The following is a 21,981-nucleotide window of genomic DNA, read 5'->3' as shown; positions in this document are numbered from 1 at the left end:
GATTTTGTTAATTGAGTTTGTACTCAGCACTCTCTTCTAATTCAGCTTCAATTTTTGAAATTACTCCGTCAATGTCAGAGCCTTTTTCAAATGCTAAAATCAGTTGATTTTCAAGTTGTGATGGTTTGTAAACCTTACCATTTAGCAGTTTAAAATGTTTATAGATGAAATTCTCTTCAATCGGTTTGACTTTATAAAACTGATATTTTTCATTGATAAAAGCTACTAACTTTTCTCTGAATATTTTTTGCGTATCTTTTTTAAAATTGTTTTTCAAAGTTGAATTTCTTGATAGATAACCCGAAAGCACAAACAAGAAATTGATGTTGTATGATTGAACAAATAACGTATCCCTATCGAAAAGTCGGTTTTCGAAATGAAATTGCATTATTGGTTTTCCTGTCTCGTTCAAATATGATTTAGAAAAATCAAAATCTTTATTTACAAAGGCAGAAATGAAAAAATTCGGAGTGATGTTATATCCTTCCGTTTCGTTTTCTCTGTATCTTATTCTCTGGTCTAAATCTCCTTTATTAAATAAATCAATATTGTACTGGATTACATTTCTGGCATAAGTAAATTGTTTTGCCTTTGAATTTTTCCCTACGCTATTTTGAGGTTTATAATATTTACTGTCTCCAACAAAATAGATTTCATCTTCAATCAGAAGTGATTTATATTTGTAAATATGGTCAACCTGTTTTCCGTCAGCGTGATTTTTTAATTCGGAAAATAACGTACTATCTCCGATTAAATCATCAATCATATCCTCGAATACAATATTAAAATCCTTGATGAGAAGAATTTCTTCAATTTGTTTCTTAGATTGGGTTCTTTCACTTCGTTCAAAGTAGGTAAATAGCAAATTGTAAAGACAAATCATTTTGTCCGAAAAGTATTTGTACTTAATATTTTTCAATAATCTGCATCCTCTTCTTAAAACCGTCTCAAATTGATGCCCTTTAATTAGAGTATAATTTTGAGGGATTTGAAAATTAAACGCATACTTTTCTTTAATGTGATTTAGCGTTGAATAAAAAAGTATGAGTAGCTCTTCGTCATCATTTACTCTTTTTCTTGTTGTTGCTAAATCAACATAAATTGGCTGGTTATTATGAATAATTGGCTGTTTTTTGTTAATAGTTTTGTGCCAATTTATTTTGTTTTTTTGTGAGTGTGCGGTTTTTGCAATGAATGTGAATAAGTCCTGATTTTCCTTATGAAACCTCAATAAACTTAAAATAATGTCAAGCTCAGTACTTGAATTTTCATCCAAATTGGTTACAATTTGATTGATAAATTGATTTTCTGAAATCGAATTATAAAAATGTCTTTTGTTGAATTGCTGAATTGCCCGATATAACCAAGTTGAAATTTCAAAAATCAGCTTGTCTTTTCCTGTTTCGGTTAATCTTTGTGTTGTTTCAAATGTTGAATTGATTAAAGATTCTGGAGTAAACTCATCAAAAGCTAGATTATGTTCATTGATGAAAACTTTCGGAAATATGATTACAACATCGCCTTTTCCTTCATTTATCTGCGGATTGAAGTAATACCCAACAAAGTTTATTTTTGATTCAATACCATTAATAGGGAAATAGTACCTTTCAGTTAAAAATTTTGAAAGGTCTTCCGTTTTGTAATGATATTCTTCAAATAATATTATCATTGTTCAGGTTCTAATCCGTTAAATTTCAAAAATGCTTTTACAATATCTGTTGCATTGTTGTTGTAAAGTTCTCCAAATTGGAAATCTATTGGATTATTTTCTTCAAGTTCATATTTGAAAATTGAACTCTGAGTTCCAAATTCATCCTTGTAAACCTCTGACCATAAATAAAACAAGACTTTAGACCTGAATTGGTCAAACGTTATGTTTCTGTCTTTAGGATTTACAAAGCGGTTTCCAAGTTGTTTATCTTCACTACCTGTTAATTCTTTAATTTTCGGATTGATGTTCTCAATAAACTTACCCCAATTATATGTACTATCTCCGATAACGATGTTTAAAGAGTTCGCATCATCATAATTGATTGGTACAAACTCCCAATCCCAACGTCTTTTGAATGCACTATCCATAGGAAATAAAGATTGGTCAGACGTGTTCATCGTTGCCAAAATGTAAAGATTGTTTGGCAGAATAATTTTGTCAAAATCTTCTGTTTCGATTTTTGCTTTGTAATTTTCTACTGCTTCAACATTATTAGAACTTTCAAATACAGATTTTACATAGTTTGCTAAATCTTTATCGCAATTGATTTCATACTTTGAAAAGCCGTTATCATCCCTATCTAAACATTGAAATAAGTCTCCAAAAATTTGAGCACAATTTCCCCTATTTATTTCTTCAATGATTAGAAAATATGGCTGTTCAGGATTTAGCCAAGCATTACAATATGCTTTAGTAAACGCCTGAGGAACAAAATCGTATTTGATGTTGAGTCCGTCCATTACAGGCTTATAACTTCCTAAAAAAGAATGATAATCTGTTTCAGGGTGGAATGTTGTTCTTGTTCGATTATGACCATTTGTTCTCATTTCTATTTCTCTACTTTTTCCTGTTCCGGGAGAACCATAGAAAATGATTTGATGAGATAATGGAGTTTCACTACTGAAGTTATCCGCAACAGAATTTTCTGTTTTGCCTATTTTATAATATTCTGTGATATTAAAATTAGCTATTAATAAACATTTTAGATTTTCCTGTCCTGAATAAAGTGGCTGAATAAATGGACCTCTTGTTAATTCACCTGGATTCGCAGTAATAAGACTGCTATCAAATCCTAATGTAAATTTTGAATTATCTGTAATACTGAAATGATTTTTTAAATCTGAGAATAAAGAGTTTCTGTCCAATATAGAAGATGAAAACTCAATATTCACCTCATTTTCATTTGTAAAGAAAATATTAGTTACATCAGCTAGATGATAAATATTGAGAAATCTCTCAATTACATCTTGTTCGGAAAAATTATCGTCAAACTCCTCGTTCTGTAAACAAACGCAAGCGACATTTTTTAACGGAAGTTGATTATTTTTCAATAAGATTTGAAAAGTATTAGAAGCCCAATCATTTGGGAATATAATGTTTAGTGTATCTTGTGAAGCAAAATTCTTTTTGTTATTTTCATCAAAAAAGAATTTGTCTTGTAAGGAACTAGACAATTGACTAGAAAAGACATTATATTGATAATTTGATTCAACTGGATTTCCTGTTTCAATATTCAAATGTTTTAAAATTTCAAGTATTCCAAAGAATTTATTTAAAGAAGCTCGGCTTGTCTCCCCTTGCTCAATAATGCTTTTCCAAGATTCGAAAATCGTTGATTGTGATAAATACTTCATCCTTTCTATTTAATAGTTTCTAACATTTTTTTGATTATTGCTTCTAATACTGGAACTGCAACGGAATTGCCGAGTTGTTTATACGCTTGATTGTCCGAAACAGGGAATTTAAAGTTATCAGGATAGCCTTGTAAGCGTTGGGCTTCTAATACTGATAATTTCCTTTGTAAATCCCATAATTTAGGAACTCTATTAGCAATAATTGTAGGAGCATAGGTATCTTGACAAGCATAGAAAGCCTCTTGTATTTGTGTTTTAGCTACATCTCCAATATGAAATCTTAAAGCCCCATCAGGCTTTTGATATGAAAAAACACCGTGTTTCCCTTTTTTTGTATTGGGCTTATATTTTGAGTTATCGTGTTGAACACGCTCTTCATTTGATTTAAAGTGAAATTCTATTCGCTCAATCTCAAAGGGGGTTAATTTCAATTTATTATCTTTATTTGCTTCGGTGTCTATAATGGATTTAATTTTTGCACCTCTCTTATTTCCTTTAGGAAATTCAAAATTAACTTTATCTCTAAATCCTACACAATACCATCTTTCACGATATTGAGGTAATCCGAAATCATAGCTGTTTAGTATTTCCCATTTTATGGTATACCCTAATTCCGTAAGTGAGTTTTCAATTACTTTTAGTGTTTTTCCGCCATCGTGAGACTTAAGACCTTTAACATTCTCTAATAAAAACATTTTAGGAGTAGTATTTTTTAATATTTCTAAAATATCAAAAAATAGTGTTCCTCTTGTTTCGTCGAACCCTTGCTTTAGACCTGCGTAACTAAAAGGCTGACAGGGAAATCCAGCACATAAAAGTTCGTAATTTTTCGGAATAAACTTTTTAGTTTCACTTTTTGTTATATCTCCGAATGGAGATTCTCCAAAATTGGATTCATAAGTTTTTTGAGCAAATTCATCCCATTCACTCGAAAAAACACAATTTCCACCAAGATTTTGACTGGCTAATCTGAATCCACCAATTCCTGCAAACAAATCAATAAATCTAAATTTGGGTTCTTCAGGAGAAGGAAAAGGTATATCTTCAATCCTATAATTAAATAGCAAATACTGCATAGCATTTTCCGCAACAGTATTAGTGATTTCAACCTCAGGATATTTTAACTCTAATAAATGTTTTAAGTACAAATGTGCACTTTTTTTGTAGTATTTTGAGACTCCATTAGTGCTATTATGTAAATAATGCGTTAATGAGGCTTTCCCATAATCAAGGCTTTCAATTAACCTTATTTTATAGGTTTTGCCATTAATTTCCTCTAATGATATCTTTTCTACTAAATCTAATTCCATTCTCATTTCTACTATCTATGAAAGTTTTGCAGGAGTTTTACTTACTTTTATTTCTGTCAATAATTCTTTAGGCTCAACATCCAATATTTTTGCTATTTCAAATAGAATTTCCAATCTGGGTTGTTGTCTATTTTGAGTATAGGAATTTACCATATTATAACTCTTACCAAGTTGCTCGGCAAGCCATTTTTGTTTGATACCTTTTTCTTCCAAAACTTCTTTAATTCTATTCATAACTCTAAATAGTTCCAGTCGGCTAATTTAGTCTTTATATCATTAATATCTCATTTTTCGAGATAAAAAAATATAATAAGCTGATAGTGTTTAAGATATTTTGAAACACGAAAATAGAGAAGTATGTTACAGTTTTCTCCCTTTCTTCTTTTTCTTCATTTGTTTAGCAAACTGTTCTTCCTCGTAGTCTTCGCCTTGTGCATTGGGTAGCAAGCTGAATAATCCTAAATCGTAATTAGCCGAATGTTCATTTGAAAGAAATTCAAAAAGGTCGTTCGTTGGAGAATTGTCCAATGTACTTGTATTGAAAACAGGGTTATCCTGTATTTTCAGTTCGGGTTTATTTCCGTTGTTCCACCAATTGTTAAACATATTTGCCGACAGACTTCTATCTAATTGTGAACCGTTCCAAATACTTCGGCTTTCGTGGTCGATAAACGTGATACCGTAAATCCGTCCGCTTTCGTTTCTGCGGACAACCGTATTGATACCCTGCTCAATAAGTTGCTTTTTAAAATCTGTTTCATTGCTTGTGGTGTGTATCGCAAGCTCCACCGTGTTTTTCAGAACAGACCTTGCAGGATTGATTTTCATTTTCTCTTTGGACTGTTCAAAGTGCTTTTGCAGTTGAGCAACCCCAGCATCTTTTCCGAAAAGTGATGCTTTAAAAGGATTACTTATCTTGTTTCCATTCTCATCCAATGCGACATAAACCAATCCGTTTACAGGTTGACCCTCCCGTTCGCCTTTGACTTCTTCCGCTGTGATGTTGAATAGAGAAAGCAAAGCATTGTAACTACCCATAGTAGAAAAGTTATAATACTTTGGCAGATGCCTTACTACCGAAGCAATCTGACTTTTAATGTCGTCATTTTTATGATTTACAGGCTTGAAAACTTTATTCGTTTGTTTCTGCTCTTGTTCAGTTGCCTTTTGGAGGTTGTATTTCTGTTCCAAATTCCGACAAATAGCCATTGAACGTGGGTGATCGTAATCATCAGGGATTTTCTTGCCGTCAATACCTACGCAGGTCGAAACGATATGGATATGCGTTCGGTCAATGTCTGTATGTTTGAATACGATATAGGGTTGATTGCCATAGCCCATACGCTCCATATATTCCTGAGCCATATCCGTAAACTGCTCATCGCTGACCTTATCTGCAGGATCTGGGTTCAGCGATATATGCCGTACTGTCTTTTCTGTTTTGATATTGGCTGATAAATACGGTTCAAAGCATTTATTAAAATAAGCTACAGAATAAATGCCGTCCACCGTGTCGGGTATCTTGTTCAGCAATAAAACTGCTCCGTTTTCCTTATCCACTTTCTGTTGATTGTACAAAATTGCTCCATACATATTGCTTCCCTTTCCAATTTTTGCAATCATAACTTTACTCTTTTTTCAGATACTTCTCTTCAAATTCCTGTGTTAAACGGATGACTTCTTTAGTAACTTGTACCAATTCGATGGTGTCCTTTTCCAATCTAAAAAGGTATGTTCCTGCTTTTTTCTCCGAAAAATTGCGGTACAATATCTTCACAATCTGATTATAATTTGTTCCGATTGCTCGGAACTGGCTAAAAAATCGGGTCAACTTTTCGTGATATTCTATTGCATCCATATCAATTTTTACGGTCTTAACCGTCTTCTGAAAGATGCAGGCTGTAATAAAATGAGCAATTACTTTCATTTCTGATTGGTCAAAGAGGGCAAGAAATTTGGCATTGTCCTCTGCATTCAGGTTAATGGAATACCGATTGACCGCAGGGTCAATCTTTGGTTTTCTTCCTGTCTTTTTAATCTGACTTCTGTTTTTCTCTTCCATGATAAATCGATTTTAATTTTTAAACAAACGGGCGACTTCGGAGCCGTTTCCAGCCCCCTGCAAGGGCAAGTGCTCTTGAGGTACGGAAATTCATTTCGAGTACCTCAAAAGATAACTTGCTCTGAACAGGAGTTCAGAAAAATCCGTTTTGCAAACGGATTGGAGTTAACCGAAAAAACCAACCGTTTCCGTTACAAATTTCGATAAGACTATTTGAATAACAGTCATTTACAATAACGGCAAATAAAGCCAATGAACGCCAAATAGTGCCACCTCTATACGCATTGGGACTGCTTTTATTTTCTTTGTATATGGTTAGCTGGCTGATTGGTTATATCCTTAATTAAGTAAATGAATGGTAAAAAAATCGACAGTAAATCTGCGTGATTGAATGCAGACTAATTACATTTTTTTGAGTTAATGAACTAGCCAGTTAAGAGTATGCATGTGCATAGGTAGATAGTTGGTTACATAGATACAACTGTATATACAGCCGATTGCTTAGTTAACCAAACAGCTAATTGGATATAATATTAAAAACAAGCGATATGATAGATGAAGAAAACAAAAAACAGCAACTCAAGGAACAGAATTTTTCGATAGAAAATTTTATCGGCAATGAGAAGAAACAACCTTTGACAGAACAACAGGCAGTAACACATCGGGAAGATTTTGCTAAACCCGAAGTAGACGAGGAAGCACTGATGAACATAATAGCAGGGGAAGAACCTGCTGAAGTGGAAACAGAAATGGGACAAACCAAACCGTCTGTGAGAAATGTTCCAAAAATAACCTCAAAACCAAAGAAGCTGACCAAAGATGATTACTGCGGGCAGTTCTTTAAAATCCCCAACAGGATTGCAAGCAAAGGCAAATCAGTCTATGTACGGCAGGAACACCACGAAACATTTAACAGGCTTACCAATATTATGGGCATAGACAAGCTGACAATTTACGCGTATCTGGACAATATTATCGAATACCACTTTCAGGAGTTCGGTGAATTGATTAGCGAAATCTACAACGAAAAACACAAGCCGTTGTTTTGATAACCGTCCTTTGGTCAGGATGCGTAACTCCCTCTTAAAATTGTTTCCAAAACAAAAAAACAGAAAAAAAAGAAAGCCATTTTAACAAGGCGGACAAGGGGAAAAGCCAAAAGGAAACGGAATAAATCCCGAAGGGTGGCAGTGCAAACACAATAACTCGGCGAAGCTACCATATTTGCCCTGTCATTATGCCGTAAGCTTTTGGTTGGGTGGTGCGGTGGATGTCCGCCTTACCTTTGCTACCTTTTTGTTCTTTTTTAGATTTTTACCTCAAAAAAATCTTTGATAGTATTCTGCAACTGAAAGCCAAACGCTACCTCTGACGGCAACATTGGAATGACCTATGTAAACAGCTTTTATTTTCGAGGTTTAAATGATGTAGATATGGAAATAACAGTTTTAGACATTCAGAGTTTAAAGGCATTGCACAGGGAAGTAAAGGAAGTTTCTCTATTGATTTCGGAAATGACTGCACCCTACAAAGCATTGCAACAGGCAACGAAATGGCTCGACCAACAGGAAGCCTGCCAACTACTGAACATTAGCAAAAGAACATTGCAGACGTACAGGGCAAAAGGCATTCTTGGGGCAACGCAAATCAATCGGAAAACTTATTTCAGATTGTCCGAAGTGGAGTTACTGATGCAGGGAGAGCGACCATTAAAAAAGCAAAAGAAATGAAACACATTGGAAATTCAAACGAGGATATGCTTGCCTTGCTCGAAGCTGTGGTAGGTATCAAAAATGAACTGCTGTATATCAGGGAATATTTTCATCCACTCTTAAAAGGGGAAATTTATCTTTCGGGCGAACAGGTTTGCGAGATGTTGCATATCAGCAAACGGACGTTACAACAGTACAGAGATGACGGACTGATACCCTTTATCAAGCTCGAACGGAAAATCCTTTTCCGTGAAAGCGATATTATCAAGGTATTGGAAGATAACTATCAGCGTTGGGATAGTTTAGGAATTTAACGTTTTAGAAGCTTGGCGAAGTGGCGGGAATCGAAGCAAAAAATGTTCAGTTTTGTACAAAAGTTCAATCGAAGAACTACCCTTGAGTTCTGCACTAAACCCGCCATTTTGCCAAACTGCATGTTGTGTTCTCTGGTTTTTCTCACGTTAAATATTGAATATCTTACTTACAAATTTGTATGCTTGTTTTTCGCCTGTATTGGGATTAACCCATTCGTCAATTTCTTTCGGGATTGAAGTTATTATATACGCATTGTCAAAAGTAACTTCACCTTCACGAATCCTATCATAAAAGTCTTGGTCTGTCATTGAAACCCACTTAATTCTGAATCTTGCACCCGACCAATCAAAATCAATTTTTGCCTTATCATTATTGTTTTTGTAAATTTTTACATTTGAGACTTTCATAAATGATTCTGACGGTGCACTTACAGCAGCAAATTCGTCTTCATTTAAGTATGCTCTATAATTTCCCCAAAAACCCTTATAGCCGTATTGTTGATATGCCCATTCTAAAACATCTTCGGTTCTATTTCCAACTTTTCTGCAAGAATTATTATCAATCACCCAATTTTCCTGTTGTTTGCCTTGAGGCATTGGTCTTCCATCAAACTCAATAATATCAAGAGGTTTGGCAAAGTCAATTTCGTGACCTTGCACAGCACCTGCACGACCATCGTCTTTAACTATTCTTATCCATTGGCTTGGATTGTCCAAGTCAAGTCCTCCTGGACATAGACCACCGGTTTTACAGCTAACAGCTAATAGTAATACTTTTTTTTTCATTTCAAATGTTTACCAAATTTTATATTGTTGCTGAATTTATTAAGTAACATATCAGTTACTAATCTACGATGACACTTTTCTGTTGTATGTTCTGAACAAAGAAGTGCAACATTTTTAAAGGCTTTAAATTGTTCAACAAAATTATCAATTTTTGATTCTTTTTCTAAATACTTGTTGAACTCTACCTCAAATAATTTATAGTCTTTGCTCATTGCAGAACCTTTGGTTCTTACTTCTTTCAGTAATTCGTTTTGTGGTGCTAAATCCACTCTATGAGCATATTTGCAACCATTAGCCAACTTGTCTAAGAAAAAAGGCAAATCTTTTTCAAAGGCAAATCTTGATAATTGTCCATTTGGGTTTAACCTAACATCTATCAGGCAGTCAATATTGTTATTCTTTAATAATCCAAAAAAATCCTCTGCTGATTTTTGGGTAAAACCTATGCTAAATAAATTAATCATACTCGTTAAAATTATTGTTGTTCTTGTCTAATTTCCAACCGTGTAATAGATTCCAATATCTATCACAAAAGTCATTTTTTTTATCTTGTAACGTGTTGCCAAAGTAATTCTCAATTTTAGCTGATTCAAAAAAACTTGAATTTAAAACATCTAATTTTTTGATTTCAGTTTTATTGAATATCACTTCGGATAACTCTGTATTTATGTTTTCATTAGATACAGTTTCAATTTCTCCATTTTTGTTTTTAGTTATATGAAGAACTTCAATCCAATCTCCAAACTTCTCTTCAATCTTTTGGCTTACAAAAAAGAATCTATGACAATCTACAGGTCTTTTTTCACTACACATAAGTGCAACAGTATATTCATTTTCATATGCCTTTTCAATTCTTTTTATGCCTTCTGAGAAATACTCATCATTTCTGAATTTTTGAAAATCAACGATTTCTTCGTAATCAAAAAGTTCTGTTTTTTCAGGTCTATTACTTTTTGAAATTGGAAATATGTCTTCAAAAAATATATCAGAAGCTTTTGAAAAAACATCTTGCATCGGACTTGCCTTTGCTCCAAGTTCTGGCATATGACCATATGAAATTGAAAAATGTTTACTTGCTAATTTTAGGTTGTCTGCATTACATTGTGGAAATTGTTTTGAGTAAGGAACAGAACGGACATCTACTAAATGCGATACTTTGAAATCTTTCAAAGTATTGAGCATTTTTTCAATGTCTATCATATTTCCATTTTGAAACAATGTATAGCCTAATGTATATAATTTAAGTTTTTCCATTTTTAAATTCTATTATGTTTGTGTTAGTGGCTATTTGTTCTAAAATATTTGTTGTAAAAATGATTTCAATCACGTCATTTTTGTCGTTAGTTTTAAAAGCGTCTGAATATTTCAAAACAAGTTCATTAACCTTTTGGTTGTTTCCTGAATCTACATAATTAATAAAAACTTTGTTTTTATTAGCAATATTTTGTATAAAGTTTAATATAAACTCTTCAACTCCTATCTCAAAATATCTACAACTCAAAGCCCAATTAAGAATTTGCATAGTGCTATTGGTGATAATGTATGTTATTGCAGAGCAAACTCCTAAATTTTCACCATTTTCTCTAAGTATTTCAAAATAAACAGATTTTGCTCCTTTATGAAAATCATTGTCAATACTCGAAAATTTGAATTGGTTTGATTTGGAATATAATTTTATGGATTCAATATGTTTATTGTCGTTTATTATTTTAATTGATAATGTGGGTAAATAATTTTGATTGCGTTCCGTTTGAATTATTCTATATTCTTTCCGTCTATTTTGTGAACTTAAAGACAGTTCATTTCTTTCAAACAAACATCCTACAATTAATTGAGCGACTAATTCGTTGTGATTATTCCATTCGGGAACAAATACTTCGGGTAATTTGCTTTTAACTTCATCTCTGACTAATTGATTATCGTCAATAAATAGAATAGAACTTGGTAAAATAGATAGTTGATTAGCTATGATTTTGATGTTTTCACTTTTATCATTTTCATTTGTAATTATAAAATCTATTTGATTTTTTAGAGGAAAAATATCTTCGCTTAATTCATTTATAGCCGATTCAACTTCTTTAGAGTCATTTCTTGAACAGATTGCAATGAAAATACCTAATTCATTCCCAAGCGTTTTAACAAATTTCATAAATTCAATAAAAGAAACTCCCTTTTCAGTTTTCATATTCTTCATGATTTCATCAATCCCAATTTCAGATAGTGTACCAAACCATAAAGTATCATCTAAATCAAGTACTACAGCCTTGTATAGGGTTTTTATTTTGCAAATTATTTGTGCAACAATCTTGGTTATAATTATTCCAATTAGTGGTAAATCTGTTTTGCCTGAAAGTTCGATTAACGTTGGAATGTCTTGAATCTGATATTTGAAATTGTAAGATGAGTTCTTTGTGGCGTTTCTACAGTTAATTTGAATATCATTAGTATTTTTTTTATTGCCTACGTTTTCAATAGTAAATTTATTTTGTTTTAACTGTTCAAATAAGCGATTTAAAATAGTGTCATCTTGCGAAATGAAGCTATTTAGACCTGAAATCGTTATGACAAATTCATCTTCGTTATAGCTTCGAAATTTTCTGATATAGTCATTTATGTAAACACTCAGAAATGGGTTGTCAATTATTTGACTTCTTCGACAAAGTGAATTTATATTTTTCGTTTCTAATTTCGCCATTTTCTACGGTCAATTTAATTCAAATTTAGTGTCTTTATTTTCGCTTCTTGTTATGACGAGGGTTTCGTAACATACCACACAACTCTCGGGTGGGCGAGAGTTATTCGTTTTTAATTGTTTGTAAATATTTATTTGTTTCCTCAACAGCTAAAATACAAAAAAGCCAATACAAAAACTGTGTTGGCTTTCTATAATTGCTTTATATGTTTCAGAGTTGAGCTACAAAAGAGCTTTCCATACCCTTAAATTTGTGTGATACCTTTTGCATATCCTTTCCAACTTTCTCGTTAAGTATCTTGGCATAAATCTGTGTTGTGGCAATATTCTTATGCCCTAACATTTTGCTCAAACTTTCCAGCGGAACACCCTCACTCAAAAACAGCGTGGCAAACGTATGGCGTGCCAAATGAAAGGTTACTTTCTTTTCTTTCAGGCAGTCAATAAGTTGTGATATTCTCTTTAGGCTATCATTACAGACTGTATTTGAAGGTACAGGAAATACCTTTCCATCCTTTGAAAATCCCGCATATTTCTCAATAATCATTTTGGGAATATCCAACAGCATCACGTTTGACGATGTGGCTGTCTTTTTCCTACGTATGATAATCCATTGGTTACCGTCAAAAAAATCTTGAATATTACTATTCTTAAGTCCTTTTATATCTGAATAAGAAAGACCTGTAAAGCAACTGAAAATAAACAAGTCTTTAACTAATTCGTCTTTCTTTTTCTCGCAGTTAAAGGTTACGAGCGGTTCCAATTCATTCCGTAGCAGATACCCACGATCTTTGTCCTTTTTGGTATTCTTGTATTCGCTGAACGGGTTGAAAGCAAGATGTTTTCTACTCATTGCCAATCGGCAAAGCGTAGTAAATCCAATCATATACAGCCAAATGGTGTTGTGTGTCAAGCTTTGGTCGTCACGCAGGTAATAATCAAAGTCCTGTACAAAATCAGATGTAAGATCGTTGAATGATAAGTCAGAATATCCGTACTTTGTCAGTGCAAAATTACGCAGGTGCTTTAAAAGTGTTTTGTATTTACTGCGTGTACCATTTACCCGAAGTCCGTTATTGACCTTTTTCTCATAGTCCGAAAGGAACTGTTCATAGAATTTGAAAAAGGTCAGTTCTCCGCTTTCCATCCCAAGAACGGCATTTTTAAGTTTAGTACTGTTTACAGCTCCCTCATTCTTTAAAATTTTGGAATAGCATTCTTCGATACCCAAACGGATTTTGTCGAGTTTGCTGTTTGTGTCTTGTGCTTCTCGGCTTTTACCTAAAACCCTGCCGTACTTCAAATCCCAATTTGTTGCGGAAATATCCAGCTTTGTACTGAATGCAGACTGTTTTCCGTTTACGGTAATCCTGCACATAACCGTGACTTTTCCGTTTTTCTTTGGGGCGTTCTTTTTAAGGTAGAACAATACCTTAAATGTTGATTTTTTTGTCGTTTCCATACTCACAATTCTTAATGATAAAATTAAACCTATGTGAGCTACGGAACAATATGAAAAACTGTGCATAAAGCTGAAATACAGTATTTTAAAACAATTACTTCTGATATTTAAAAGTAACGTTTTAGTAACCTTACTTTTGCCTATCGTTGCTTTTTCCTGCTTTTTACCTCGTTACTAAAAAATCAAAAAACGATTGTAAAGCCTTTATTTACAATCGTTTTCCCTGTTATTAATCTTTGATGTATTTTTACTGAAAATTTATTTTAAAAAAATATAAATCAGGGCTGACATATATTCCAGTGGCCCCATATGAGATTTGAGCACACGAAATGCCCGGTAGGATAAGGTGCGACAGGACTCCACGCTGACATTCATTATGCTGGCAATCTCTTCGTAGGAAAATTCCATATAGTACTTAAGATACAATACTTCTTTCTGACGCTTGGGTAGCTTATCTATTTCCTGCTTGACCTTCTGCACATTGATATCCTGATTTTCCTTCAGAATAAGATCCAGTTCATGTGAACCGATAGCCCATACATTTTCCGGCAGACTCTCCAGAGGTTCATATACATCTGCTTTCTTACGTTTCAGAATTCTTCTTCTCAAAGCCGAGAACAGGTAATACTTAACATCCACATCCTTTGCAATACGCGGATTATCATAGAGATCCAGAAACAAGTCATGTATACAGTCAAGAACAGTTTCTCGGTCTGCATGAAACTTAAGTCCAAAGGCAAACAGATCCTCTATATATTGCTGATAGATAGATTCAAATGCCTTTGCATCACCATGTATAAAATTAGACCAGGACATTACTTCACTGTTGGGATTTTCACGGGTTGAATTAAGTCGCTAATTTGAACAAATGATGTTAAGCCTGTATATCTTTTATTTTAAATATGTGTAAAATAAGGATAAAGCCTAATTTATTCGATCAAAATCAGCCAGGTTTATAAAATGCTGTACTAAAGATAGTACTATCTCTTATAATATCCCAAATGAATCCGTAAATAAAGTAAGTGACTAATCAAATGTCAGCGGATACACATATCAGCTGTGTTCCGGATACAAACTCCGGATCTCATGCACAATTTTATTACAAAAAATAAACACAAACATCTCTTCCTGCATAAAACAAAAGCTGTACATTCATGTTAGCTTTAAAAAAACAAACAATATACTATGATTACAACAAAAGGATACGCAGCGCAAACTCCAACTTCGGATTTGGCCGAATGGGAATTTGAGCGTCGTGAAGTAGGTCCACATGATGTACAATTTGACATTCAGTACTGTGGCGTCTGTCATTCAGATCTTCATCAGATACGCAACGATTGGTTTCCGGGCATATTCCCAATGGTTCCGGGACACGAAATTGTAGGTAAAGTCATCAAAGTAGGTGAACACGTAACCCGTTTCAAAGTAGGTGATCTGGCTGGAACAGGATGTATGGTGGATTCCTGCAGAACCTGCCCCAACTGTCAGGAAGGACTGGAGCAATATTGCGATAATGGAAATATCCAGACGTACAACGGAATCAACAAGTATACGGACGGAGCTCCTACTTATGGAGGATATTCCAATACAATAGTTGTCAATGAAGATTTCGTATTGCATGTCCCTTCTTCTCTTTCTCTAGCTGCTACAGCACCTTTATTGTGTGCCGGCATTACCACTTATTCTCCCTTAAGACATTGGAAAGTAGGTAAAGGACATAAACTGGCGGTATTGGGACTGGGTGGACTGGGACATATGGCCGTTAAATTTGGTGTCGCATTCGGTGCAGAAGTAACGGTACTCAGTACTTCACCCAATAAAGAAGCTGATGCACGTAAATTAGGAGCACATCATTTCGTAGTTACTACGGATCCGGAACAAGTAGCAAAAGCTAAAAATTCATTTGATTTTATCCTGGATACTGTTAGTGCTGAGCATGATATGACCATGTATATGTCTCTTCTGAGAACAAATGGTGTACATATCATTGTAGGTGTACCTCCTGAAGCGCATAAAATACCGGCTTTCGCATTTATTGACGGACGCAAAAGTGTGGCAGGATCAGGAATCGGAGGCATTGCCGAGACTCAGGAAATGTTAGATTTCTGTGCGGAGCATCAGATTGTTTCGGATATCGAACTTATTGATATCAAAGATATTCAGACGGCTTATGATCGTATGATCAAAGGAGATGTAAGGTATCGTTTTGTTATTGACATGGCGACATTATAATCTCTGGTAAAATTTTAAACAGCTATCCGCCCGGGTAGCTGTTTTACTACTTATCCGAAAGATAAATTTCGGCTTTTGAGTAATAAAACTCACTCATATTCTTCTATTTAGCTACAGAAAATCAGCTGCTTTACTTATTTTTTATACATCATTAAACCCGGGAATATACAGATATGCTCAAAAAGGTTTATATTTACACTATAAGCAAGAATTTACTGGCCTGTTATGACTTTTATCCATACTTGTATATCAGATATCATGATGAATGACTATATGATAACAATCTTGTAAAAGGCTTACATCCAATAACTAACCTTACACTAAAAACACTATACTTGTTTTCGTCAAATGACTGCAACAGATTTAAATAAAGAAATCATTCTTCAGTTTTCAGGAGGAAGTGCGCAAGCATTTGAACATATCTATAAACGATATTCAAAAATCATTTATAAGCGACTTCTTTTCCTCCTCAAAGATCCTGAAACGGCAGATGAAATTCTTCAGAGTCTGTTTATCAAAATCTGGGATATGCGCGAGACTATAGATGCAGATAAACCTTTTTCAGCCTATATTCTTCGTATGGCAGATCATATGGCAATAGATGTATTCAGAAAACTGACACGGGACAAGAAGTTACAAAAGGAAATTTGGGAAAATTTTATTGAGTACAGTACTTCTCCTGATGAAGATTATATCTATAAAGAAAATCTGAATATACTTGAACAAGCTATCGAACAAATGCCTCCTCAGCGAAAGCTGATCTTCAGATTGTGCAAAATGGAAGGAAAATCTTATAAAGAAGTAAGTGAAGAGTTAAACATTTCGTATTCAACAATCAGTAATCAACTGGTAATGGCCATGAAATTCCTTAAAAAATATGCCATAGAACACGAGAACACATTAAAATCAGCTCTTATTTTAATGATTTTCAAAGATTTATAATTTTTTTTCTTTTCGAATAGTGAGTTTTTTGTTTTTGAACGTATTCATATCAGAACCGCGTCCAAAAGCCGACAATTCATGAAAAATACAACTGAGCTTAGCTTACTATTAAACAAGTATCTTACAAAAAGGATAGATAAAGAGGAATACGACATCTTATTCCTCAAACTTTCTGAGCTTAGTGACGATGAATTAAAAAAAATTGTACAGCAGGAGCTTGGTTCGGTTGATGCTGATACAGACTTAGCCGATGAACTGATTGACCAAAGACTGCTCAGTATTTACGGAAAGATTAATTCTACTATTGCCAGCAAATCAGCCTACAGCACTTCCTCCTATTCCAATAAAACCTCATCAGGGATATTCCGTACATGGAGCTGGATCGCTGCAGCGGCCAGTATTCTTATTGTTTGCGGACTGCTCTTATTTAACCGGTCTGAAACATTAGAGAACAATCCGGCGATTGCACACAAATATGACGATGTACATCCAGCCATATCCACCGCTACCCTGACTTTTGAAGATGGCAGAAAAATAAATCTCGATACGCCCATTACAGGTGTAATCTATGAAGAAAAAGGATTCCGGATTTTAAAAAGCAAAGATGGACAAATCTCATATGAATATGATAACAAACAGGAGATAAACACCAAAATTAATAGCATCGAAACACCAAAAGCTGCCTATACCATGGTAGTCCTTCCTGACGGATCCAAAGTACACCTGAATGCCATGTCTTCCATCCGGTACCCGGTCACATTCCAGGGCAATAAACGCGAAGTAACCCTAACCGGAGAAGGATTTTTTGAAGTAGTTAAGAATTCCAGACAACCTTTTATTGTTCATTCAGAAGGACAAGATGTGGAAGTGTTGGGAACAACATTCAACATCAACACATACGATGCAAAAAAAGGAGTTAGAACAACATTAGTAGAAGGAAAGGTCAGTATAACACTACCCAACAAGACCAGCATGATCCTGCATCCCGGAGAGCAGGCATTAGCAAAGGATATAATCGAGGTCAGTCATGTCAATGTTGAGGAGATCAGCGCCTGGAAAGAAGGCAAATTTCTATTTAACAACACCTCTCTGCTGTCGGTAATTGCCGAAATAGAGCGCTGGTATGATGTAGAGTTCGTATTTGCAGACAAGAATTTCAAAGACGAACCGTTGTCAGGTTCTATTTCCAGAGAGGTGATGTTATCCGATCTGCTGGATGTGATACAGATGAATACGAGTTACAAATTTAAAATCGAAGGAAGGAGGATAATGGTAAAACACTAAATCTAAAGAGATAAAAAAACTGGAGATGTTTGCACCATCCCCAGTCATATGCGGTCATATATACCTAATTGGCCAAAGAAAGTAACAAACTATTTTTTAAACCAACCTGTACAAATATACGTAAATCAGCGAGTTGATCAAACTGCTGTAGTGCGTTGTATATGTACACAACCAAATCTTATGAAAGAAAAAGTGTATGCATTTATATCCGGTTTTTGCATAATTGTGAAAACCAGGATACATGAATGCAGAATTTCCAAAAGCGTTATTCTAGCCATGAAACTAATCCCATTGCTATTGTTCGCCTTCATGATTCATGTAAATGCCCATTCTTACGGGCAAAACATTAACCTAAAAGTAAGGAATGAGCAACTTATTAATGTACTGAAAGAGATCCAGCGTCAAAGTGGGTATAACTTCTTGTTTAACTCTAATTTCGTTAAGATCTCCAAACCCGTATCTGTAGCTGTCGCCAATGAGAACATAAATGATGCACTGGCACTGATTTTCGAAAATCAACCTTTTGATTTTGTAATTTCAGACAAAATCATAACCGTAAAAGCTAAAGAGTCCATAGCAAAGGCTAACTCTGTAGCGAAGGTTCAGCAAAAGGTAATCTCAGGAAGAGTTGTAGATCAGAGAGGGCAGCCACTCTCCGGAGTGACTGTAACCGAATTGGAAACCAACAATTCTACAGCAACAAATAATGATGGTATATACAAGCTGACCTTGAGAAATAACAATGCTACTCTTCAGTTTAATCTACTGGGATTCGGGACGATACGCCGTAAGGCTACAGACGATGTACTTAATGTTTCCCTCGCACCGTCGGATATAGGTATGGATGAAGTCATTGTTACAGGTTTTCAGAAACTGGATAAACGCAAGTTTACAGGTTCAGTAAGCCAGGTAGACAAAAATATCATTGATCGTTCAGGAGCAATCGACGTTTCCAGAATGCTGCAGGGGGCAGCAGCAGGTGTAAGCGTACAAAATACTTCCGGAACTTTCGGGGCTACTCCTAAAATCAGGATTCGTGGTAACTCCTCCATCAGTGCCAATCAGGAACCCCTCTATGTCATCAACGGTGTTCCGATCACCTCTCCTTCCAATGTCGCTGTAAATCAGCTTTATTCCGGAGATCCGGCTTCTGTATTAGGGTCAGCTATCGCAGGATTGAATGCTCAGGATATAGAAGATATTGTGATCCTGAAAGACGGAGCTGCAACAGCCTTGTACGGAACGAGAGCAGCAAACGGTGTTATCTCCATAACAACTAAATCAGGATCCTACAATCAGCAGAATATCAACTTTTCTACGGCTTTATCCCTGGGTATCAAGCCGAATATCAAAAATTTCAACCTGATGAATTCACAGGAAGAGATGGGATTATATAAGCAAATGTACGATATGGGATATCTGTCCAATGCCAACTGGCCTACCTATACGGGAGCTTATACAGAGACATACAAACAACTGGCGTTTAGAAATATCAACCTTGATCAGGCTTATGCGGAATTGAATAAATCTACTATGGCCAATACAGATTGGTTTGATGTATTATTCCGCAACAATGTCGTTCAGGAACACTCTCTTTCCTTTAACGGAGGTTCCGATAAGAATACATATTACCTGTCTGGCAGTTATGCACATGATGACGGGCAGGCTATAGGCTATAATATGGATCGTTTTACGGTAGATGCACGTAATGTATTTAACATCACAAGCAAACTGAAACTGGACGCCAACCTTAACTGGTCATACCGCAATCAGTTTACACCCGGAACATATAATAGTTCAACCACATATTCGGATATCTCCAGAGATTTTGAGATCAATCCGTTCCTGTATGCTATGAATACCAGCCGTACCATGTATCCGTACAACGAGGACGGATCATACAAATACTACACTGAAAATCTGGCTCCTTTCAATATTATTGAAGAGTTAAAAGAAAACTTCAACCAAGTCAAATCTCAGGATATCAAACTGATTATCAGACCATCTTATCAAATCACCAAAGCATTACGCTACGACCTTACATTATCATTGCGAAAAACAAACAACAGCTATAACCATACGGTTACAGAAAGATCTAATGTGGCTAATGCTTACCGGGTAGATTACAATGATGTATTACGTGAAGAGAACACTTGGCTGTATCAGGATCCTGCAGATGCAAACGGATACAGAGAGACAATTCTGCCACGTGGTGGTTTTCTGTATGCACGCTCTAACTGGGGAAAAAATCTGTATATCAGAAATCAGTTGAACTTCAATCAGAAATGGTCCAAACATGCCGTGGACGCATTAGCAGGTATGGAGATCAGCAGTGATCGTATAGACCGTCAGTATACCAAAGGAATAGGCTACCTGTACTATGGAGGAAAGATCATCTCACCAAGCAACCTGGCGATGATCCATTCTGTAAATACGGATGACCGTGTCTACACCGAGTCTTTCGAGAACGAAAACAGAACAGGCTACTACGCCAATGTTCAATATTCATTTCTGGAAAGATACAATATTGAAGCCGGAGGGCGTATGGATGCCAGTAATATGTTTGGCCGCCTGACCCGTTCCAGGTTTCTACCCAACTACAGTTTCGGAGTTTCATGGAATATTGACCGCGAAGATTTCTTCAAAAATGGAGCAATCAGCAAGACTGTAGATTATTTAAAATTACGCGGTAGCTATGCATTGCGCGGGAATGCTTACCAGTCCTCCCCCCTGAGAAATGCTGCATTTATCAACAAAACCAGACTGGATGCTCAAAACAGTGATATAGGTGTGAATATAACTGCTCCTGAATTGTATAATCTGAACTGGGAGAAGGATTATATCAAAAACGTGGGTTTAGAATTTGGATTGTTTAATAAACTGACCTTTGTAGGAGAATATTATGACCGTCAAAACAAAGATCTGATTTCAAGTATCAATGTGGCACAGGAAGAAGGATTCGAGACCAAAACCGTCAACTTCGCCAGCATGACTAACCGTGGTGTGGATTTGACTATAGGGGTCAAAAATATCCTGAACAAGGAACATCTGAAATGGGATGCCAACTTTATATATGGATATGTAAAGAATAATGTAATCGGAGGAGAACTGGAATCTTCCTTGTTAACACAGATCACCCGTTCGACTGGCTATCCGCTTAATGGTAATCCATATGAAGGGTTGTACGCTTTCCGCTTTGCCGGTCTGAATGAAACTGGCCGACCTACATTCTGGAAAGGTGACCAACGTGTATCCGGTATTATTGCAAGTGAAAAAGACCGTTCGTTGATTGAATATATGGGTACAAGACAACCAATCGGTACAGGATCGCTTTCTAACTCCGTGCAGTACAAAGGTTTTGAGTTCCGCATATTCATTACTTATGCTTACGGTCACAAAGTATTTATGTCCCCTATCGCTGCACGTTCTTATGATGACAGTGGTTCCAAATCTGCAGATCTTAATTATCGCTGGCAGACCATAGGAGATGAAAACTATACCAATGTACCCGGACTGTTGAGTACCATACAACGATCATACCTGAGTACAATTTCCAATATTGATGAGGTAGCCTACAACAGAAGTGATTTCAGGGTTGCAGATGCCAGCGTAATCCGTCTTAATGAAATAATGGTTTCGTATGAATTAGGCCGTCTTGTCAAAAAGAAATACCCCTTTATAAAAAATGCCCGTATCATGCTTTCAGGAAATAATCTGTATTACAAAGCCAGTGACAAACTGAGAGGTGTAGATCCTGAACTATTATTGACAGGAGGTACATCGCTGCCTAACCCAAGATCATACTCACTAAGATTAACCGTAGGTTTTTAATTGAACAAA

At 35.4% G+C, this 21,981-nt stretch carries 19 protein-coding genes; 7 read left to right on the top strand and 12 right to left on the bottom strand.

What is annotated here, in order from left to right; translation table 11 throughout:
- Positions 1–7 precede the first annotated feature (7 nt).
- The 6 genes from B4B65_RS16050 to mobA form a co-directional block, all read right to left on the bottom strand.
- Entirely contained in the window at positions 8–1,669 is a 1,662-nt protein-coding gene (locus B4B65_RS16050) for an LlaJI family restriction endonuclease (RefSeq protein WP_293916863.1), read from the bottom strand.
- Positions 1,666–3,345, bottom strand: coding sequence for an McrB family protein (locus B4B65_RS16045; protein WP_293916861.1), 1,680 nt, complete (start codon positions 3,343–3,345; stop codon positions 1,666–1,668). The genes B4B65_RS16050 and B4B65_RS16045 overlap by 4 nt, the downstream gene beginning before the upstream one ends.
- Before the next feature lie 5 nt (positions 3,346–3,350).
- A complete protein-coding gene (gene dcm / locus B4B65_RS16040) occupies positions 3,351–4,655 on the bottom strand; it encodes a DNA (cytosine-5-)-methyltransferase (protein WP_293916859.1) in 1,305 nt (434 codons plus the stop codon).
- A 15-nt stretch (positions 4,656–4,670) separates the two neighbouring features.
- Positions 4,671–4,889, bottom strand: a complete 219-nt coding sequence (locus tag B4B65_RS16035; RefSeq protein WP_143882971.1) for a helix-turn-helix domain-containing protein — start codon at positions 4,887–4,889, stop codon at positions 4,671–4,673.
- Positions 4,890–5,015: 126 nt separating this feature from the next.
- Positions 5,016–6,278 (bottom strand): conjugal transfer protein MobB, encoded by a 1,263-nt coding sequence (gene mobB, locus B4B65_RS16030; RefSeq protein ID WP_293916855.1) that lies wholly within the window; start codon positions 6,276–6,278, stop codon positions 5,016–5,018.
- Between the two features lie 4 nt (positions 6,279–6,282).
- On the bottom strand, positions 6,283–6,717 hold the full coding sequence (gene mobA / locus B4B65_RS16025) for a conjugal transfer protein MobA (RefSeq protein WP_293916853.1): 435 nt from the start codon (positions 6,715–6,717) through the stop codon (positions 6,283–6,285).
- Positions 6,718–7,265: 548 nt separating this feature from the next.
- On the opposite strand from mobA, the gene B4B65_RS16020 reads away from it, so the two are divergent.
- The 3 genes from B4B65_RS16020 (at position 7,266) to B4B65_RS16010 (ending at position 8,743) form a co-directional block, all read left to right on the top strand.
- Entirely contained in the window at positions 7,266–7,766 is a 501-nt protein-coding gene (locus B4B65_RS16020) for a DUF3408 domain-containing protein (RefSeq protein WP_293916851.1), read from the top strand.
- Positions 7,767–8,150: 384 nt separating this feature from the next.
- The gene (locus B4B65_RS16015) at positions 8,151–8,447 is read left to right on the top strand and encodes a helix-turn-helix domain-containing protein (RefSeq protein ID WP_293916848.1); all 297 of its coding nucleotides are present in this window, start codon (positions 8,151–8,153) and stop codon (positions 8,445–8,447) included.
- Positions 8,444–8,743, top strand: coding sequence for a helix-turn-helix domain-containing protein (locus B4B65_RS16010; RefSeq protein ID WP_254527230.1), 300 nt, complete (start codon positions 8,444–8,446; stop codon positions 8,741–8,743). Before B4B65_RS16015 ends, B4B65_RS16010 begins: the two co-directional genes overlap by 4 nt.
- Before the next feature lie 147 nt (positions 8,744–8,890).
- Here B4B65_RS16010 and B4B65_RS16005 read toward each other — a convergent pair whose 3' ends face one another.
- The 6 genes from B4B65_RS16005 to B4B65_RS15980 all read right to left on the bottom strand — a co-directional run bounded on the left by B4B65_RS16005 (position 8,891) and on the right by B4B65_RS15980 (position 14,499).
- Entirely contained in the window at positions 8,891–9,529 is a 639-nt protein-coding gene (locus tag B4B65_RS16005; RefSeq protein WP_293916843.1) for a dual OB domain-containing protein, read from the bottom strand.
- Positions 9,526–9,993, bottom strand: a complete 468-nt coding sequence (locus B4B65_RS16000; RefSeq protein ID WP_254527233.1) for a DUF488 family protein — start codon at positions 9,991–9,993, stop codon at positions 9,526–9,528. The genes B4B65_RS16005 and B4B65_RS16000 overlap by 4 nt, the downstream gene beginning before the upstream one ends.
- Entirely contained in the window at positions 9,986–10,783 is a 798-nt protein-coding gene (locus B4B65_RS15995) for a DUF488 family protein (RefSeq protein ID WP_293916838.1), read from the bottom strand. The genes B4B65_RS16000 and B4B65_RS15995 overlap by 8 nt, the downstream gene beginning before the upstream one ends.
- Positions 10,770–12,224: an HAD-IIIC family phosphatase gene (locus B4B65_RS15990; RefSeq protein ID WP_293916836.1), complete on the bottom strand. Its 1,455-nt coding sequence runs from the start codon at positions 12,222–12,224 to the stop codon at positions 10,770–10,772. The genes B4B65_RS15995 and B4B65_RS15990 overlap by 14 nt, the downstream gene beginning before the upstream one ends.
- A gap of 208 nt (positions 12,225–12,432) precedes the next feature.
- Positions 12,433–13,683 carry a site-specific integrase gene (locus tag B4B65_RS15985; protein WP_293916834.1) on the bottom strand — a complete coding sequence of 417 codons (1,251 nt, stop codon included), beginning with the start codon at positions 13,681–13,683 and terminating at the stop codon, positions 12,433–12,435.
- 258 nt (positions 13,684–13,941) lie between these two features.
- Complete coding sequence (locus tag B4B65_RS15980) at positions 13,942–14,499, bottom strand: RNA polymerase sigma factor (protein WP_201679949.1); 558 nt, start codon at positions 14,497–14,499, stop codon at positions 13,942–13,944.
- Positions 14,500–14,868: 369 nt separating this feature from the next.
- Between B4B65_RS15980 and B4B65_RS15975 the strand changes: the two genes are divergently transcribed.
- From B4B65_RS15975 to B4B65_RS15960, 4 genes are all read left to right on the top strand, one after another.
- Complete coding sequence (locus tag B4B65_RS15975) at positions 14,869–15,915, top strand: NAD(P)-dependent alcohol dehydrogenase (protein ID WP_293916831.1); 1,047 nt, start codon at positions 14,869–14,871, stop codon at positions 15,913–15,915.
- 348 nt (positions 15,916–16,263) lie between these two features.
- Positions 16,264–16,857: an RNA polymerase sigma factor gene (locus B4B65_RS15970; protein ID WP_293916829.1), complete on the top strand. Its 594-nt coding sequence runs from the start codon at positions 16,264–16,266 to the stop codon at positions 16,855–16,857.
- Between the two features lie 78 nt (positions 16,858–16,935).
- Positions 16,936–18,141 carry a FecR family protein gene (locus B4B65_RS15965; protein ID WP_293916827.1) on the top strand — a complete coding sequence of 402 codons (1,206 nt, stop codon included), beginning with the start codon at positions 16,936–16,938 and terminating at the stop codon, positions 18,139–18,141.
- Positions 18,142–18,417: 276 nt separating this feature from the next.
- Entirely contained in the window at positions 18,418–21,972 is a 3,555-nt protein-coding gene (locus B4B65_RS15960; protein ID WP_293916825.1) for a SusC/RagA family TonB-linked outer membrane protein, read from the top strand.
- Positions 21,973–21,981 lie beyond the last annotated feature (9 nt).

Origin of the sequence: Sphingobacterium sp. UBA5789, assembly GCF_002418355.1 — a bacterium.
Lineage (GTDB): Bacteria > Bacteroidota > Bacteroidia > Sphingobacteriales > Sphingobacteriaceae > Sphingobacterium.
This window is presented reverse-complemented; position numbering and strand designations above follow the sequence as displayed.